The following is a 16,248-nucleotide window of genomic DNA, read 5'->3' as shown; positions in this document are numbered from 1 at the left end:
AGTCGCCAGATACAGGAAAGGGCGACACTTACAACAGGATGAAACCATGTCTAATCGTATCGATAGAGACGTGATTAATGCGCTTATTTCTGGCCATTTTGCGGATCCCTTTTCCGTACTTGGAATGCATCAAACCGATGCCGGTCTGGAAGTGCGCGCATTATTACCCGATGCCACCGATGTATGGGTTATTGAACCGAAAACCGGGCGCAAAGTCGGCAAACTCGAATGCCTCGACTCACGCGGATTCTTTAGCGGCGTACTGCCGCGCCGAAAAAATCCTTTTCGTTACCAGCTGGCCGTCACCTGGCACGGTCAGCAAAACCTGATTGACGACCCTTATCGCTTTGGTCCGCTGCTGCAGGATCTTGATGTCTGGCTGCTGTCAGAAGGCACTCATCTACGGCCTTATGAAACGCTGGGGGCACACGCCGACACGATGGACGGCGTCACCGGCACGCGCTTTTCCGTCTGGGCGCCGAACGCCCGTCGGGTTTCCGTTGTCGGACAGTTCAACTACTGGGATGGCCGCCGTCATCCGATGCGCCTGCGCAAAGAGTCCGGCATCTGGGAGCTGTTTGTGCCCGGCGCGCATAATGGCCAGCTGTATAAATTTGAACTGATTGACGCCCACGGCCATCTGCGCGTGAAGTCCGACCCTTATGCCTTTGAAGCGCAAATGCGCCCGGAAAGCGCGTCGCTTATCTGCGGCCTGCCGGAAAAGGTCGAACAGCCGCAGTCCCGTAAGCAGGCCAACCAGTTTGATGCGCCGATTTCGATCTATGAAGTCCATTTGGGCTCCTGGCGTCGCCATACCGATAACAACTTCTGGCTGAGCTACCGTGAACTGGCCGATCAGCTGGTGCCCTACGCGAAGTGGATGGGCTTCACCCATCTGGAGCTGCTGCCGGTAAACGAACATCCGTTCGACGGCAGCTGGGGCTATCAGCCGACCGGGCTGTACGCGCCGACCCGCCGTTTTGGTACCCGTGAAGACTTCCGCTACTTCCTGAATGCTGCCCATGCCGCGGGTCTGAACGTGATTCTCGACTGGGTGCCGGGCCACTTCCCGTCGGATGACTTTGCGCTGGCATCGTTCGACGGCACCGCGTTGTATGAACACAGCGACCCGCGAGAAGGTTATCACCAGGACTGGAATACGCTGATCTACAACTACGGTCGTCGGGAAGTCAGCAACTTCCTGGTCGGGAACGCGCTGTACTGGATTGAGCGCTTCGGGATCGACGCCCTGCGCGTGGATGCGGTTGCGTCAATGATCTACCGCGACTACAGCCGCAAAGAGGGGGAGTGGGTGCCCAATGAGTACGGCGGCCGGGAAAACCTCGAAGCGATTGAATTTCTGCGCAATACCAACCGTGTGCTCGGTGAACAGACGCCGGGAGCGGTCACGATGGCGGAGGAGTCTACCGACTTCGCCGGGGTTTCACGACCGTCTTCGACGGGCGGTCTTGGCTTCTGGTTCAAATGGAACCTCGGCTGGATGCATGACACCCTCGACTACATGAAGCTCGATCCCATCTATCGTCGTCATCATCACGACAAGATGACCTTCGGGATGCTCTACAACTACACCGAAAACTTCGTGCTGCCGCTGTCACACGATGAAGTGGTTCACGGCAAAAAATCGATTCTTGACCGGATGCCCGGCGATGCCTGGCAGAAGTTTGCCAACCTGCGCGCCTACTATGGCTGGATGTTTGCCTTCCCGGGGAAAAAACTGCTGTTTATGGGCAACGAATTTGCCCAGGGGCGGGAGTGGAACCACGACGGTAGCCTTGACTGGCATCTGCTGGAAGGCGGCGATAACTGGCATCACGGCGTCCAGCGCCTGGTACGCGATCTGAACCATACCTATCGCCACCATAAAGCGCTGCACGAGCTGGATTTTGACCCCTACGGCTTTGAATGGCTGGTGGTGGACGATCATGAGCGCTCGGTATTTGTCTTCGTCCGTCGCGATAAGGCCGGCAATGAGATTATCGTTGCCAGCAACTTCACGCCGGTGCCGCGCTACGGCTATCGTTTCGGGATTAACCAGCCGGGGCGCTGGCGTGAAGAACTGAATACCGACTCGATGCACTACCACGGTAGCAACACCGGTAACGGCGGCATCGTGGAAAGCGAAGCCATCGCCAGCCACGGGCGTGAGCATTCTCTCTCGATTACGCTACCGCCGCTGGCGACCGTTTGGCTGGTACGGGAGGCAGAATGACGACACTGGCGGCCGGAAAACCTTCGCCGTTGGGTGCAAGCTATGACGGAAAGGGGGTGAATTTCACCCTCTTTTCCGCCCATGCCGAGCGGGTTGAACTCTGCGTATTTGATGCCCAGGGCAATGAGCAGCGGTTCGATTTACCCGCGCGCACGGGCAATATCTGGCACGGCTGGCTTGCTGCCGCCGGGCCGGGTCTGCTCTACGGCTACCGTGTGCATGGGCCGTGGGATCCGGCGCAGGGGCACCGCTTTAATCCGGCCAAGCTGCTGCTCGACCCGTGCTGTCATCGGGTTGAGGGCGTACTGCCCGATGATGAGCGTCTCCACGGCGGCGATCTTTCTCCCGATCGTCGTGACAGCGCGGCGATTGCGCCAAAGTCGCAGGTTGTGGATCTGCGTTACAACTGGCAGAACGATGCGCCGCCGGGAACCCCCTGGGGTGAAACGGTTATCTATGAGGCCCATGTTAAAGGGCTGACCTGGCTGCATCCCGGGCTGCCGGAGTCGATTCGCGGCACCTATAAAGCGCTGGGTCATCCGGTGATGATCGATTACTTCAGGACCCTCGGCATTACGGCGCTGGAGCTGATGCCGGTGGCGCAGTTCGCCAGCGAACCGCGCCTGCAGAGAATGGGATTAAGCAACTATTGGGGCTATAACCCAATGGCGATGTACGCGCTCGATCCGCGCTATGCCAGCGAGCCTGCGCGTGCGCTGGATGAGTTTCGCGATGCGGTAAAGGCGCTGCATGCGGCGGGGATCGAAGTGATCCTCGACGTGGTGCTGAACCACAGTGCTGAAATTGATCTGGAAGGACCGACCTTCTCTTTGCGCGGAATCGATAACCGTAACTATTATTGGATCAGAGAAGACGGGGATTACTACAACTGGACCGGCTGCGGAAATACGCTCAATCTCAGCCAGCCGGACGTGGTGGAGTATGCCCGCCAGTGTCTGCGGTTTTGGGTCGATGAGTGCCACGTCGATGGCTTTCGCTTTGATTTAGCCTCGGTGATGGGACGCACGCCGGAATTTCGCCAGGATGCGCCGCTGTTTGAAGCGATCCGTAACGATCCGCAGCTGGCGACCGTGAAGCTGATTGCCGAACCCTGGGATATTGGCGCCGGCGGCTACCAGGTGGGAAACTTCCCGCCGCTTTTTGCCGAATGGAATGACCATTTTCGCGATGTCGCCAGGCGCTTCTGGTTACAACAAAGCATCTCATTGGGCGAGTTTGCCCGGCGTTTTGCCGCGTCCAGCGATCTCTTTCAGCGTAACGGTCGCCAGCCCGCGGCGGCGGTGAATCTGATCACCGCCCACGATGGCTTCACCCTGCGCGACTGCGTTTGTTTCAATCAGAAACATAATGAGGCGAATGGTGAAGAGAATCGCGATGGGACTAACAATAACTACAGCAGCAATCATGGTATAGAGGGAACAGGGGGCAGTCTTGATGTGCTTGAGCGGCGCCGGGACAGCGTTCATGCCCTGCTCTCGACGCTGCTGCTGGCACAGGGCACGCCGATGCTGCTGGCGGGTGACGAGCATGGTCATAGCCAGCACGGCAACAATAACGCGTATTGTCAGGACAACGCATTGACCTGGCTTGACTGGAACCAGGCAAATAGCGGGCTGACGGCATTTACCGCCGCGCTCATTCACCTGCGTCGATGCATACCGGCATTAACCAGTAACCGCTGGTGGCAGGAAGGGGACGGCAACGTTGTTTGGCTAAACCAGTATGCGCAACCGTTAACTGCCGATGAATGGCAGCACGGCACCGCGCGTCTGCAAATTTTGCTGTCTGGCCGTTGGTTAATGACGGTGAATGCCACCCCAGAGGTGGCGCATATGGAGTTACCTGAGGGGGAGTGGCACGCCGTTCCTCCTTTCGCCGGAGAGGATAATCCGGTCGTCATGGCTGTCTGGCATGGGCCCGCGCACGGAGTGTGCGTATTTCAAAGGTCGTAAGCCCTGAAGCTTCCGGTTGCACTCGCGGCCGCTACGCGGTGAGAGGGACAGGAAGGCTGGGATGTAAAAAGGAGTTAATCATGGTTAGGCTAGAAAAGAACGATCCGTTGATGCTGGCGCGTCAGCTCCCCATCAAAACCGTGGCGTTGATTCTTGCGGGTGGACGCGGTACCCGGCTTAAGGACTTAACTATTAAGCGTGCAAAACCGGCTGTCCATTTTGGCGGTAAGTTTCGCATAATTGATTTCGCATTATCTAACTGCATTAACTCAGGTATTCGCCGCATCGGCGTCATCACCCAGTATCAATCGCACACTCTGGTTCAACATATCCAACGCGGCTGGTCATTTTTTAGTGAAGAAATGAACGAGTTCGTGGATTTACTGCCCGCGCAACAGCGTGTGCATGGCGAAAACTGGTATCGCGGCACGGCTGATGCGGTGACGCAGAACCTCGATATCATTCGTCGCTACAAAGCGGAATATGTGGTGATCCTCGCCGGCGATCATATTTACAAGCAAGACTACTCGCGCATGTTGATCGATCACGTCGAAAAAGGGGCTCGCTGCACCGTGGCCTGTATGCCGGTGCCCATCGAAGAGGCATCCGCCTTTGGCGTGATGGCGGTTGATGAGAGCGACAAGATCATTGAGTTTGTCGAAAAGCCCGCCGTACCGCCCGCAATGCCGAGCGATGAGACCAAATCGCTGGCCAGCATGGGGATCTATGTCTTTGATGCAGATTATCTTTATGAACTGCTGACTGAAGATGATAACGACGAAAACTCCAGCCACGATTTCGGTAAAGATATTATTCCGAAGATCACTGAAGCTGGCATGGCTTATGCACATCCTTTCCCGCTCTCCTGCGTGCAGTCTGACCCGGATGCGGAACCGTACTGGCGCGATGTGGGTACGCTTGAAGCCTACTGGAAAGCGAACCTTGACCTGGCTTCGGTGACGCCGGAGCTGGATATGTACGATCAGAACTGGCCGATTCGCACCCATATGGAGTCTCTGCCGCCCGCGAAGTTCGTTCAGGACCGCTCTGGTAGTCACGGTATGACGTTGAACTCGCTGGTTTCCGGCGGCTGTATTATCTCCGGCTCCGTGGTGGTGCAATCGGTGCTGTTCCCGCGCGTGCGCGTGAATTCATTCTGTAATATTGATTCGGCAGTCTTATTGCCAGAAGTGTGGGTGGGGCGCTCATGCCGCCTGCGCCGCTGCGTAATCGATCGTGCCTGCGTGATTCCTGAGGGCATGGTGATCGGCGAACACGCGGAAGAAGATGCGCGTCGGTTCTACCGTTCAGAGGAAGGTATCGTGCTGGTGACGCGTGATATGTTGCGGAAGTTGGGGCATAAACAGGAGCGATAATGCAGGTCTTACATGTATGTTCAGAGATGTTCCCGCTGTTAAAAACCGGCGGTCTGGCGGATGTAATCGGCGCGCTGCCTGCGGCGCAAATCGCTGAGGGTATCGATACGCGCGTGCTGCTGCCGGCGTTCCCGGACATTCGCCGTGGCGTCACCGATGCGCAGGTGGTGACGCGCCGGGATACTTTTGCCGGACGCATGACGCTGCTGTTTGGTCACTATAACGGCGTGGGGATCTATTTGATTGATGCCCCGCATCTCTACGACCGCCCAGGGAGCCCTTACCACGACACCAACCAACATGCTTACACCGACAACGTGCTGCGTTTTGCGCTGCTGGGGTGGGTAGGCAGCGAGATGGCCTGCGGACTGGACCCTTTCTGGCGTCCTGAGGTCGTGCATGCTCACGACTGGCATGCAGGCCTGACTCCTGCCTATCTGGCCGCGCGTGGACGACCGGCGAAATCGGTCTTTACGGTACACAATCTGGCCTATCAGGGGATGTTCTACTCCTGGCACATGAATGAGATCGAACTGCCGTGGTCGTTCTATAACATGCATGGTCTGGAGTTCAACGGCCAGATCTCGTTCCTCAAGTCCGGGCTCTATTACGCCGATCATATTACGGCGGTCAGCCCGACCTACGCGCGTGAAATAACCGAACCGCAATTTGCCTACGGCATGGAAGGGCTGCTGCGTCAGCGCCAGCACGAGGGGCGGCTATCGGGGATCCTGAACGGTGTGGATGCGGGTATCTGGAACCCGGAGAGCGACCTGCTGCTGGCGTCGCGTTATGACCGCGATCGCCTTGAAGACAAAGCGGAGAACAAGCGCCAGCTGCAAATTGCGATGGGGCTGAAAGTCGACGACAAAGCCCCGCTGTTCGCCGTGGTCAGCCGTCTGACCAGCCAGAAAGGGCTGGATTTAGTTCTCGAAGCGCTGCCGGGCCTGCTTGAGCAGGGTGGGCAGCTGGCGCTGCTTGGCGCAGGGGACCCGGTACTGCAGGAAGGTTTTCTGGCTGCGGCCGCCGAGCATCCGGGCAAAGTTGGCGTGCAGATTGGTTATCACGAGGCCTTTTCACACCGCATTATGGGGGGCGCCGACGTGATTCTGGTTCCCAGCCGTTTCGAGCCCTGTGGCTTAACCCAGTTGTATGGCCTGAAGTACGGCACGCTGCCGCTGGTGCGGCGTACCGGTGGTCTGGCGGATACCGTGACCGACAGTTCGCTGGAAAATCTGGCCGATGGCGTAGCCAGCGGTTTTGTCTTTGAAGACAGCAATGCACTATCGCTGCTGCGGGCAATTCGGCGCGCGTTCGTGCTGTGGTCGCGCCCGTCGCTCTGGCGTTACGTTCAGCGTCAGGCGATGAATATGGATTTTAGCTGGCAGGTCGCGGCGCACTCTTATCGCGAACTTTATCAACGCTTGCTGTAACCACAGGAGTCATTGCGATGAATGTACCCTTTAGCTATGCATCACCCACGCTGAGCGTTGAGGCGTTAAAGCACTCTATTGCCTATAAGCTGATGTTTATCATTGGTAAAGATCCGGCTATCGCCAATAAGCATGAGTGGCTCAACGCCACGCTGTTTGCCGTCCGCGACCGTATGGTGGAGCGCTGGCTGCGCTCTAATCGTGCTCAGCTTTCTCAGGAAGTACGCCAGGTTTATTACCTGTCGATGGAGTTTCTGATTGGCCGTACGCTTTCTAACGCCTTGCTGTCGTTGGGCATCTACGAAGATGTGAACAGCGCGCTGGAAGAGATGGGGCTGAACCTTGAAGAGCTGATTGACGAAGAGAATGACCCGGGGCTGGGTAATGGCGGTCTTGGGCGCCTGGCCGCCTGTTTCCTCGATTCGCTGGCGGCCCTGGGCCTGCCTGGCCGTGGTTACGGTATCCGCTATGACTACGGGATGTTTAAGCAAAACATCGTTGACGGCCGGCAGAAAGAGTCGCCGGATTACTGGCTCGAGTACGGCAACCCGTGGGAATTTGAACGGCATAATACGCGTTACAAAGTGCGCTTCGGCGGACGCATTCAGCAGGAAGGTAAACAGTCGCGCTGGGTTGAAACCGAAGAGATCCTGGCGGAAGCCTACGATCAGATTATCCCGGGTTTTGATACCGATGCGACCAACACGCTCCGTCTGTGGAGCGCCCAGGCCAGCAGCGAGATTAACCTCGGTAAATTTAATCAGGGTGATTACTTCGCGGCGGTGGAAGATAAAAACCATTCCGAAAACGTCTCCCGGGTACTGTATCCGGACGACTCGACCTACTCCGGGCGCGAGCTGCGCCTGCGTCAGGAATATTTCCTCGTCTCCGCGACGGTACAGGATATTCTCAACCGCCATTATCAGCTGCATAAAACCTTTGCTAACCTGGCAGACAAAATTGCGATTCACCTTAACGACACCCATCCGGTGCTGTCGATTCCGGAGCTGATGCGCCTGCTGATTGATGAGCATAAGTTCGGCTGGGATGAGGCGTTTGAAGTCACCTGCCAGGTGTTCTCCTACACCAACCATACGTTGATGAGTGAAGCGCTCGAGACCTGGCCTGTCGATATGCTGGGGAAAATTCTGCCGCGCCATTTGCAGATTATTTTCGAGATCAATGACTACTTCCTGAAGACGCTGCAGGAGCAGTATCCTAATGATACGGCGCTGCTAAGTCGCACGTCGATTATTGACGAATCCAACGGCCGCCGGGTGCGCATGGCGTGGCTGGCGGTGGTGATTAGTCATAAGGTGAACGGCGTTTCCGAACTGCACTCCCGGCTGATGGTGGAGTCGTTGTTTGCCGACTTCGCGAAGATTTTCCCGATGCGCTTTATTAACGTCACCAACGGCGTGACGCCGCGTCGCTGGCTGGCGCTGGCGAATCCGCCGTTGTCGAAGGTGCTGGACGAGAACATCGGTCGTACCTGGCGTACCGACCTCAGCCAACTGCAGGAGCTGGAGCAGCATATTGACTATCCGACGGTCAATCAGGCCGTACGTCAGGCGAAGCTGGAGAATAAGCAGCGTCTGGCAAACGTGATTGCTCATCAGCTGAATGTGGTGGTGAACCCGAAAGCGCTGTTCGACGTGCAAATCAAACGTATCCACGAGTACAAGCGTCAGCTGATGAATGTCCTGCACGTGATTACCCGCTACAACCGTATTAAGGCCGATCCTGACGCCGTATGGGTACCGCGCGTGAATATCTTTGCCGGGAAAGCCGCCTCGGCTTATTACATGGCCAAGCACATTATTCATCTCATTAACGATGTGGCGGCGGTGGTGAACAACGATCCGCAGATTGGCGATAAGCTAAAAGTGGTGTTTGTCCCGAACTACAGCGTTAGCCTTGCGCAGCTGATTATTCCGGCGGCGGATCTTTCAGAGCAGATCTCGCTGGCGGGTACGGAAGCTTCCGGAACCAGTAATATGAAATTTGCGCTTAACGGCGCTTTGACCATCGGTACCCTGGACGGCGCGAACGTCGAAATGCTGGAGCACGTGGGCGAGGATAATATTTTTATCTTCGGCAATACCGCAGAACAGGTGGAGGCGCTACGTCGTAACGGCTATAAGCCGCGGGAATTTTACGAACAGGATCCGGAGCTGCATCAGGCGCTGACGCAAATCGGTACCGGGCTGTTCAGCCCGTCGGAGCCGGGTCGCTATCGCGATCTGCTGGATTCGCTGATCAACTTTGGTGACCATTATCAGGTGCTGGCGGATTACCGTAGCTATGTGGATTGCCAGGATAAGGTGGATGAGCTGTATCGTCATCCGGAAGAGTGGGCGATGAAAGCGATGCATAATATCGCCAACATGGGCTATTTCTCTTCTGACCGTACGATTCAGGAATACGCCGACCATATCTGGCATATCGACCCGGTACGGCTGTAGCCGGTTACGCAGTGAAAACGGGGCCGCTGGCCCCGTTTTTTATGCACTATCCCGACAAACTCCGCGCCAGCGCGGGTCGTACGGGCTTAAGAAGCCAGCGAAAGCTCAGACTTTCCCACGTGCTGCGCCAGCCATTCGCCGATCCGCGCCTGCTGCGAGTCATTCAGCCACATTCCCTGTTTCGTCCGGCGCCAGATGGCATCCTCAAGCGTGCGTACCCACTCATGCTCCACCAGGTATTTGAGCTCGGCTTCATAGAACTCATGGCCAAAATCCTCACCCAGATCCGCTATCGATGCCGCCTCTGCGAGGATCAGCTCGCTGTTGCTGCCGTAGGTGCGGGCATAGTGACGCGCCATCGATTCGCTGATAAATGAGAACCGGCGGCGCAGCCTGGCCGCGTAATCGTCGCGGTCGCCGTCGATATCCCCGCCGGGCAGCACGGCCGTTTTGGTCCAGGCCGGGCCGATGCCTTTGTAGTAGGGCGTCAGTTTTTCCAGCGCGTGCTCGGCCAGCTTGCGATAGGTTGTCAGCTTGCCGCCAAATACCGACAGCAGCGGCGCCTGGCCCTGTTCGTCATGGATATCCAGGGTGTAGTCGCGGGTAATCGCCTGCGGCGAGTCCGATTCATCGTCGCACAGCGGACGGACGCCGGAGTAGGTCCAGACGATATCGTCGCGGGACAGCGTCTTTTTGAAGTGCGCGTTATAGGCGTTCAGCAAATAGTTGATCTCGTTGTCATCGATCGCCACTTTCTGCGGGTCGCCATTGTACTCAACGTCGGTGGTACCGATTATCGAGAACTCATCCATCCACGGGATCACGAACACAATCCGTTTGTCTTCGTTTTGCAGAATGTAGGCCTGTTTCTGGGTGTGCACGCGCGGCACCACGATGTGGCTGCCTTTAATCAGGCGAATGCCGTACGGTGAGCGCAGATGCATCCCTTCGTCAAAGAAGTGTTTGACCCACGGGCCGGTCGCATTGACCAGGCCACGGGCCTGCCAGGTGAATTTCTCGCCGGTATCGATATCTTCCGCCTCGACAATCCACAGGCCGTTTTCGCGTTTTGCCGAAATTGCCCGGGTACGAGTCCGGACCTCGCCACCTTTGCGTACCACCATCTGCGCGTTAGCCAGTACCAGACGCGCATCGTCTACCCAGCAGTCGGAATATTCGAAACCGCGCACGATTTCAGGTTTTAATACCGATTCTGCGCCAAATCGCAAGCCGGTCGAACCGGGTAAGCTGGTGCGTTTCCCGAGGTGATCGTACATAAACAGACCGATACGGATCATCCAGGCCGGGCGCAGGTGCGGGCGATGCGGCAGGCGAAAGCGCATGGGAAAAGCGAGATGCGGCGCCATTTTTAACAGCACTTCGCGTTCGGCCAGCGCTTCGCTGACCAGGCGGAATTCATAGTGTTCAAGGTAGCGCAGCCCGCCGTGAATCAGCTTCGAACTGGCGCTGGAAGTGGCGCATGCGAGATCGCGCGCTTCCAGCATCAGTACGGATAAACCACGCCCGGCGGCGTCTGCCGCGATACCGGCACCGTTGATGCCTCCCCCTATCACAATCAGATCTTTGGTTTCCACGTTCGCTACCTCTGGCACTTTCGTTTAAGCTCAAAAATGTTCGTTATCGCTCAATATAGCAAACAAACGCGCCATTGGTAACATCAAAAAAACATTTCAGAGTGATGCGTGTAACATATTGGCGTTTATTTCCCGTCTGACGGTAAACTAGGCAGTAGAATCATGGCCGGCTATCTGCCAGCAATATTATTCCGCTATATAGAGAAAGAGCACATGGACCACTTTGAATGTATCAATGTTGAAGAAGCGCACCAGAAACTGCATCAGGCAAAGGCGGTGCTGGTGGATATCCGCGATCCGCAGAGTTTTGCGATGGGGCATACGCCGGGTGCGTTTCATCTGACCAACGATACGCTGGGCGCGTTTATGCGCGATAATGACGTTGATACCGCGGTGATGGTGATGTGCTACCACGGCAATAGCAGTAAAGGCGCCGCGCAGTATCTGCTACAGCAGGGCTATGACAAGGTTTACAGCGTGGATGGTGGGTTCGATGCGTGGCATCGTCATTTCCCGGCGGAAGTGGAACATGGCGCGCTTTAAACGTTAGCACGCCATTCCGTTATTCCCGTCCTGTTTCAGATGGCATGGCTGCGGATGCGTTGTTCAGGGACGCCCAGGGCGCGCCACTCCTGCAACTCGTATATACTAGCCCCCTTTGTGTGGAATAAGCGATCCGCCGTATGTTAATGATTACCTCTTTTGCTAACCCGCGTGTGGCCCAGGCGTTTGTCGACTACATGGCTACGCAGGGCATTATCCTGACCATTCAGCAGCATGATCAGAGCGATGTCTGGCTGGCCGATGAGAGTCAGGCCGGGCGGGTGCAGGCCGAACTGGCTCGCTTCCTGGAAAACCCCGCCGATCCACGCTATCTGGCGGCCAGCTGGCAATCCGGACAGACCAACAGCGGTTTGCGCTACCAGCGTTTCCCTTTCTTTGCCACTCTGCGTCACAACGCCGGGCCGTTTACCTGGGCCATTTTGCTTGTCTGCATCCTGGTCTTTGTGCTGCAAAACATCATCGGCGATCGGCCGATCATGCTGCTGCTGGCCTGGCCTTATGACCCGTCGCTGAAATTTGAAGTCTGGCGCTACTTTAGCCATGCTTTCATGCACTTCTCGCTGATGCATATCCTGTTTAACCTGCTATGGTGGTGGTACCTCGGCGGTGCGGTGGAAAAACGCATCGGCACCGGCAAACTGGTGGTCATTACCGTTATTAGCGCCTTGTTAAGCGGGTTTATTCAGCACCAGTTTAGCGGCCCCTGGTTTGGTGGGCTATCCGGCGTCGTCTATGCGCTGATGGGCTATGTCTGGCTGCGTGGAGAGCGGGATCCGCAAAGCGGCGTCTATTTGCAGCGTGGCTTGATACTCTTCTCTTTAGTGTGGTTAATTGCTGGATGGTTTGATGTTTTTGGCATGTCGATTGCGAACGGTGCGCATGTGGCAGGTCTCCTGACCGGGCTGGCGATGGCGTTGGTCGATACGCAACATGTGCGAAAGCGAACATAGGGCCGCCGACTTACCCGGCTCTCTGCAACGACAGCGCCTTTATGCGAGTCTTATAATCCCAGGGATATTTCATGAAACAAACACAACGTCATGACGCCATTATCGAGCTGGTAAAAAAACAGGGATATGTCAGTACGGAAGAGCTGGTTGAGCAATTTGCCGTCAGCCCACAGACCATTCGTCGTGACCTGAACGACCTTGCCGAACAAAAGATGATCCTGCGCCACCACGGTGGCGCAGCGCTGCCTTCCAGTTCGGTAAATACCTCCTGGCACGACAGGAAGGCCACCCAGACGCAGGAAAAAGAGCGTATTGCCCGCAAGGTGGCCAGCCAAATCCCCGATGGCGCGACGTTGTTCATCGATATCGGCACCACGCCGGAAGCGGTGGCACATGCGCTGCTGGAGCATAACGATCTGCGCATCGTCACCAACAACCTTAATGTGGCCACCACGCTGATGGTGAAAGAGGATTTCCGCATTATTCTGGCGGGCGGCGAGCTGCGCAGTCGGGATGGCGGCATTATCGGCGAAGCGACGCTGGACTTTATCTCCCAGTTTCGCCTTGATTTCGGCATTCTCGGTATCAGCGGCGTAGACAGCGACGGTTCGCTGCTGGAGTTTGATTACCATGAAGTGCGCACCAAACGCGCGATCATTGAAAACTCTCGCCACGTGATGCTGGTGGTGGATCACTCGAAATTTGGGCGCAATGCGATGGTGAATATGGGCAGCATCAGCATGGTCGATGCGGTCTACACCGATGTGATGCCGCCGGCAGGGGTACTGAAAGTTATTACGGACAACAACCTTCAGCTGGAACTGTGCTAAACGGCGTTAAACGCCGTAGCCCATCATTTTAAGCAACCGCTGGGCGTGCTGTACCGCATCCTGGCGGTGTGCGACTCCCAGCTTCTGATACAGATTACGAATGTGGGTTTTAATGGTCGTGGCCGCCACGTCCAGCTCACCGGCAATCTGTTCGTTGCTGTAGCCGGAATAGATCAGCCCCAGTACCTGCCATTCACGCTGGGTCAGCGGGCTGGTGCGAATCAGTTCCGGGACTTCCGGGTGACTCAGCAGCCGTTCGACAAAGCCCTCATCAAAGTGGGCAAACTTATGGCGATGGTGCTGGTTGATATCGCGCAGGATGCGCTGGGCGCGGTGCTGTTCCAGCTCCGGCAGCGTATTGAGCTGAATCAGCTGGCGCAGCTGCTGCGCCATGGCTTCGCCTTCAATCACAAAGTGGTTGATAAACCCGGTGCGGTTGGCGAGCGCGAGCGCCTCCAGCAGGACTTTCTGCGCCTCGCTTTTCCGTCCTGCCTGCCAGTAAAGCTGGTTGAGCAACAGCAGGTTGCGGTTAATATCGCTCATCAGACGCAGCGAGCGGGCATTGTCGTTGAGCTCTTCCAGCACCATTTCCGCCGAGTCAAAATCACCCAGCAGAATTTGCGCCCTGGCGATGTTGCGCCACTGGCTTTGCAGGAAGTGGTTATTGGCGAATTCGGGTTTCGGCGTCTGGCGCAGCCAGTTGGCGGCCGCGGCTTTATCACCGACCATCTGCCAGTAGATCACCCGGACTTTATCGGCATTCGAAACCCAGTCGCTATGATAGTGACCGTTGCCGAGCAGGTTTTCCAGGCGGTTGAGGTGGCTGCGGGCGTTATCCAGATCGCCGCGTGCCAGCGAGCACTGCACCATCAGAGCCAGACACTGCAGCTGCTGCTGCGGTTGATAGCTTGACAGGACATCCATGCCATTACGTGCGGACGCTTCCGCCTCATCCAGCCGCGCCCAGGCCCACAGCAGCTGTGAGCGAATACGCAGCAGGAATTCATGCATCGGCAGCTGCTCGAGATGCTGCTCGCGGATAAGCTGGAAAGCTTTCTCCTGCACTTCCCAGGCGGCCTGCAGGAAGCCCTGGGCAAAGAGAATCTCGCTTTGCTGGATCATGCTCCACAGCGCGTAATGCCAGATGTCGTGGCGGCGGGCCATCTGCTCCGTCTGTTGCATCACCGCCAGAGATTTACTTAACTGGCCTTTACAATGCAGCACTTCGCCATGCACCGATGTAGCCACAATTCGGCTGTAGTAGCTGGCCAACGGCAGCTCTTCTAACGCGACCATGGACAGACGCTCGGCCTCTTCCTGATCGCCGGCATTAATGGCCACCTGTGCACGCAGGGCGTTGAAATCGCCATGCATCGCGGTATCCATTTTCATGTCCATCTCCTGCTCGGCGCGCGCCAGCAGGGTGTTGACTTCGCTGTAACGGTGCTGGCTTTGCATCAGCCAGGCCTGCAGCAGGAGCAGACGCGGATTTTCCAGCAGGTTTGACCATGGCAGCGCCGCCAGCGACTGTTCGAGCAGTCCCAGTTCGCTGTGGTTGAACATGCCCCAGGCGTGATTCAGTAAAATATCGCGCAGCATTTTCGCATCGCCGGCCGCCAGCGCATGATGAATGGCTTCGCTGGGGAAGCCCAGCGCCATCCAGCCTTCGGCGGCAGAGCGGTGAATTTCAGGTAATTCGGTTGCCAGCTCCCACTGGCAGCGCTGGCGCAGGAAATTGCCAAACAGGGGGTGATAGCGGAACCATTCGCCGGAGTCGTCCATCCGCTGCATGAACAGGCCCTGACGCTCAATCTCTTCCAGCTGCATTTGCCCGTTTTCTTCCCCGGTCACGCGAACGATGAGCGCATCGTTCATTGAACGCAGCAGCGAGCTTTTCAGCAAAACATTACGCGTTCGCGCGTCGACATTATCCAGTACCTCATCCACCAGATAATCGGAGAGATGGCTGGCATTTATACCGGCAAGACGACGGGCGGAGTGGTGGGCGGAAGAGTTATTCTGGCGGGCGGAAAGAGCAATAAGCTGAAGCGCCGTGGCCCAGCCGGCGACGTCGTCGCACAGCCTGCTGCTGTCTTCAGCCTCAATCGGCGAAGCCAGACGACAGTCGAAAAAGAGTTTTGCTTCCTGATGGGTAAACGCCAGCTGCTGGCTGCCGATTTCCAGCAGCTGATCGCGCACGCGCAGGTTGGCAATACCGAGCTGCGGCAGGTTGCGCGAGAGCACCACCAGGGTCATATTCTCCGGCTGATGGCGGAGGAAGAAGCGCATCGCATCGTGAATCACCGGATTGTTGATCAGATGATAATCATCAATCACCAGATACAGCGGGCGCTGCCAGTCGGCAAGCTCAATAAACAGCTGCGCAAAAAGCGAGGGCAGGCTGGCATACTGGCGTTTCTGCACCATGTTTTCGCTGGCCACGCAGTGGCCGCCGGTAGCCTGCTGAACAGAGGCGATCAGATAACTGGCAAAACGCTCCTGTTGGTTATCGCCTTCATCCAGCGAAAACCAGCCAAGTTCATTTTTCCCCGCCGCCCATTGAGAGATGAGCGTTGTCTTGCCGTACCCAGCGGGGCTGGTGACCAACACGAGACGGTAATTGTTCGCGCCGGAAAGTTTAGCCAGCAATCGCTCGCGAACCACGGTGTGTTCAAGGCGGACTGGGCGACTTAATTTAGACGGAATCAACATAGTTAATCATTTCGCTGTGCAAGAGAGGATTTGCGATTTTTTTTGCGCTTCGTAATTAATGACTATTAAGGTCGGCGATAATGAAAATTATTGCAAGTTATGTCCGAATTTTATGCT

General features: G+C 56.6%; 10 protein-coding genes. 8 read left to right on the top strand and 2 right to left on the bottom strand.

All coding sequences use genetic code 11. The annotated features are described in order from the left end of the window. The first annotated feature begins 46 nt into the window (after positions 1–46). The 5 genes from glgB (at position 47) to glgP (ending at position 9,480) form a co-directional block, all read left to right on the top strand. Complete coding sequence (gene glgB, locus ROR01S_RS21915; protein ID WP_004868525.1) at positions 47–2,233, top strand: 1,4-alpha-glucan branching enzyme; 2,187 nt, start codon at positions 47–49, stop codon at positions 2,231–2,233. Further along, positions 2,230–4,206, top strand: a complete 1,977-nt coding sequence (gene glgX, locus ROR01S_RS21910) for a glycogen debranching protein GlgX (protein WP_064359880.1) — start codon at positions 2,230–2,232, stop codon at positions 4,204–4,206. Before glgB ends, glgX begins: the two co-directional genes overlap by 4 nt. 80 nt (positions 4,207–4,286) lie before the next feature. Then, positions 4,287–5,582 (top strand): glucose-1-phosphate adenylyltransferase, encoded by a 1,296-nt coding sequence (gene glgC, locus ROR01S_RS21905; RefSeq protein ID WP_004868522.1) that lies wholly within the window; start codon positions 4,287–4,289, stop codon positions 5,580–5,582. Then, positions 5,582–7,015, top strand: a complete 1,434-nt coding sequence (glgA, locus tag ROR01S_RS21900; RefSeq protein WP_064359879.1) for a glycogen synthase GlgA — start codon at positions 5,582–5,584, stop codon at positions 7,013–7,015. Before glgC ends, glgA begins: the two co-directional genes overlap by 1 nt. Before the next feature lie 17 nt (positions 7,016–7,032). Further along, positions 7,033–9,480, top strand: a complete 2,448-nt coding sequence (glgP, locus tag ROR01S_RS21895) for a glycogen phosphorylase (RefSeq protein ID WP_004868517.1) — start codon at positions 7,033–7,035, stop codon at positions 9,478–9,480. 86 nt (positions 9,481–9,566) lie between these two features. Here glgP and glpD read toward each other — a convergent pair whose 3' ends face one another. Then, entirely contained in the window at positions 9,567–11,075 is a 1,509-nt protein-coding gene (gene glpD / locus ROR01S_RS21890; protein WP_004868514.1) for a glycerol-3-phosphate dehydrogenase, read from the bottom strand. A gap of 213 nt (positions 11,076–11,288) precedes the next feature. On the opposite strand from glpD, the gene glpE reads away from it, so the two are divergent. From glpE to ROR01S_RS21875, 3 genes are all read left to right on the top strand, one after another. Then, positions 11,289–11,618 carry a thiosulfate sulfurtransferase GlpE gene (gene glpE, locus ROR01S_RS21885; RefSeq protein WP_015585604.1) on the top strand — a complete coding sequence of 110 codons (330 nt, stop codon included), beginning with the start codon at positions 11,289–11,291 and terminating at the stop codon, positions 11,616–11,618. Between the two features lie 140 nt (positions 11,619–11,758). Continuing rightward, complete coding sequence (gene glpG, locus ROR01S_RS21880) at positions 11,759–12,589, top strand: rhomboid family intramembrane serine protease GlpG (protein ID WP_004868509.1); 831 nt, start codon at positions 11,759–11,761, stop codon at positions 12,587–12,589. 71 nt (positions 12,590–12,660) lie between these two features. After that, on the top strand, positions 12,661–13,419 hold the full coding sequence (locus ROR01S_RS21875; protein WP_004868507.1) for a DeoR/GlpR family transcriptional regulator: 759 nt from the start codon (positions 12,661–12,663) through the stop codon (positions 13,417–13,419). 6 nt (positions 13,420–13,425) lie between these two features. Here ROR01S_RS21875 and malT read toward each other — a convergent pair whose 3' ends face one another. After that, positions 13,426–16,131, bottom strand: a complete 2,706-nt coding sequence (gene malT / locus ROR01S_RS21870) for an HTH-type transcriptional regulator MalT (protein WP_004868506.1) — start codon at positions 16,129–16,131, stop codon at positions 13,426–13,428. Positions 16,132–16,248 lie beyond the last annotated feature (117 nt).

The sequence above is a fragment of the Klebsiella ornithinolytica NBRC 105727 = ATCC 31898 genome, assembly GCF_001598295.1.
Lineage (GTDB): Bacteria > Pseudomonadota > Gammaproteobacteria > Enterobacterales > Enterobacteriaceae > Klebsiella > Klebsiella ornithinolytica.
This window is presented reverse-complemented; position numbering and strand designations above follow the sequence as displayed.

Excerpts from the sequence above, each read along its gene's own strand:
- malT (WP_004868506.1), bottom strand. The coding sequence starts at position 16,131 with ATGTTGATTCCGTCTAAATTAAGTCGCCCAGTCCGCCTTGAACACACC.
- ROR01S_RS21875 (WP_004868507.1), top strand. The coding sequence starts at position 12,661 with ATGAAACAAACACAACGTCATGACGCCATTATCGAGCTGGTAAAAAAA.
- glgP (WP_004868517.1), top strand. The coding sequence starts at position 7,033 with ATGAATGTACCCTTTAGCTATGCATCACCCACGCTGAGCGTTGAGGCG.
- glgB (WP_004868525.1), top strand. The coding sequence starts at position 47 with ATGTCTAATCGTATCGATAGAGACGTGATTAATGCGCTTATTTCTGGC.
- glgX (WP_064359880.1), top strand. The coding sequence starts at position 2,230 with ATGACGACACTGGCGGCCGGAAAACCTTCGCCGTTGGGTGCAAGCTAT.
- glgA (WP_064359879.1), top strand. The coding sequence starts at position 5,582 with ATGCAGGTCTTACATGTATGTTCAGAGATGTTCCCGCTGTTAAAAACC.
- glgC (WP_004868522.1), top strand. The coding sequence starts at position 4,287 with ATGGTTAGGCTAGAAAAGAACGATCCGTTGATGCTGGCGCGTCAGCTC.
- glpG (WP_004868509.1), top strand. The coding sequence starts at position 11,759 with ATGTTAATGATTACCTCTTTTGCTAACCCGCGTGTGGCCCAGGCGTTT.
- glpE (WP_015585604.1), top strand. The coding sequence starts at position 11,289 with ATGGACCACTTTGAATGTATCAATGTTGAAGAAGCGCACCAGAAACTG.